We start from the raw sequence: 2,029 nt of genomic DNA on the forward strand, positions 1-2,029 counted from the left end.
CCTTCTGCCTTCTTCAAGAATTAAGCCTAGCCTTAACAGCCTCCTGCACTTTCTTTCCATCAGCCTTACCCTTCAACTGTTGCATGGCCGGACCCATTACTTTACCCATATCTTTCGGAGAATTAGCCCCTACCTGAGCAATAATTTCATCAACAACCTGAGCAATATCCTCATCAGACAATTGTTTTGGTAGATATTCTTCAAGAATGGCCAACTCTGCAGCCTCTCCATCTGCTAGTTCCTGACGACCTGCTTGAGTATATTGCTCTATTGAATCCCGTCGTTGTTTAGCCAATCTTGTTAATATATCCATTTCTTGAGTCTCTGTTAGAGAATCCTTTCCTGCTGCCCTAGCATTGCTTTCTTCTTCTAGAATTACTTTTTTAATGCTACGAACTGTTTCCAGACGAACCTTATCTTTGGCCTTCATCGCCACTTTAATATCTTCTGTAATTCTGTCCTTTAAACTCATAATCTCACTCCGGATACCAATATCACTCTAAAGTCATTTTACAAGTTATGTTAGTACTCTGTTAAGCTTTTCAGTCAAACATACATTGCTTTTGACTTTGGAACTTTGACTTTTGACTTAAGGAGTTAATAATTATCAGAAAAATGGAATTTACTTAAGATATTTTACGTTTTCTAAAGACTTCCGTAATTTTCTTACTAAATATTCAACATTTGTCTGACTTAATTTAGCAAATATTACTGGTATATTACGATCTTTCTATCAATAAAAATACGGAAGAAAATTTTTGGTTTGAGATGATAAGATTGCAATGAATAGAGGTGCTGCGAGGGCTTGCCGTGATCCGTGCTACTTTACCAATTCAGGCTCCTGTGCCTGCTACTGCTAACGATCATAATAGATTGAGACTTTTCTCTGGATCTGCTAACGCTCCTTTGGCTACGGAAGTAGCTAGATATCTGGGTTTAGATTTAGGCCCAATGGTACGAAAAAGGTTTGCAGATGGAGAACTATATGTTCAAATTCAAGAATCAATTCGAGGCTGTGATGTTTATCTAATTCAGCCTAGTTGTCGTCCAGTTAATGACAACTTGATGGAAATGTTAATCATGGTAGATGCTTGCCGTCGTGCTTCTGCCAGACAAGTTACTGCAGTTATTCCTTACTATGGTTATGCTAGAGCAGACCGTAAAACTGCTGGCCGAGAATCAATTACTGCTAAATTAGTGGCCAATTTGATAACTGAGGCTGGTGCTAATCGCATTCTAGCAATGGATTTGCATTCTGCCCAGATTCAGGGCTATTTTGATATTCCGTTCGATCATGTTTATGGTTTACCGGTAATTTTAGATTACTTAGTAAGTAAGAATTTATCTGATATTGTTGTTGTTTCTCCGGATGTGGGTGGGGTGGCTAGAGCTAGAGCTTTTGCGAAAAAGTTAAATGATGCCCCATTAGCAATTATTGATAAACGTCGCCAAGCTCATAATGTGGCAGAAGTGTTAAATGTGATTGGTGATGTTAAGGGAAAAACTGCTGTGTTGGTAGATGACATGATTGATACAGGTGGTACCATTTCTGAAGGGGCACGACTTTTGCGCGAACAAGGGGCGCGACAAGTTTATGCTTGTGCTACTCATGCAGTATTCTCACCGCCAGCAGTGGAGCGTCTTTCTAGTGGAGTATTTGAAGAGGTGATTGTTACTAATACTATCCCATTCTTGGAGGAACATAGTTTTCCTCAGTTGACTGTTCTTTCGGTGGCAAATTTATTGGGTGAGACTATTTGGCGCATTCATGAGGATACTTCAGTTAGTAGTATGTTTCGCTAAAATTTATTGCTCTGATATGCTAGCTCACGCTTTCCTCACTATAATTTGGGGAGGGAAGAATTTTGACAATTTAATATTCACGAAAAATTAATAAAAAGAAAATTTTTGTGAAATTTTGGGAGCTGGATATTTGGAAAGTTAGTCTTTTTTTACTGTGGAGGGTTAGACCCACAAGGGTCTACCTACTTCAGCACTCCACTAAGATAAAATCATAATAAAATTGGGA

At 38.7% G+C, this 2,029-nt stretch carries 2 protein-coding genes; one reads left to right on the forward strand and one right to left on the reverse strand.

Annotated features, from left to right (window positions below):
• Positions 1 to 13: 13 nt before the first annotated feature.
• The gene (locus AC3DU7_RS32310) at positions 14 to 472 is read right to left on the reverse strand and encodes a GatB/YqeY domain-containing protein (protein WP_488043312.1); all 459 of its coding nucleotides are present in this window, start codon (positions 470 to 472) and stop codon (positions 14 to 16) included.
• A 338-nt stretch (positions 473 to 810) separates the two neighbouring features.
• On the opposite strand from AC3DU7_RS32310, the gene AC3DU7_RS32315 reads away from it, so the two are divergent.
• The gene (locus AC3DU7_RS32315; RefSeq protein ID WP_488043313.1) at positions 811 to 1,803 is read left to right on the forward strand and encodes a ribose-phosphate pyrophosphokinase; all 993 of its coding nucleotides are present in this window, start codon (positions 811 to 813) and stop codon (positions 1,801 to 1,803) included.
• The last annotated feature ends 226 nt before the right edge of the window (positions 1,804 to 2,029 follow it).

It is taken from the genome of Okeania sp. (assembly GCF_983059655.1).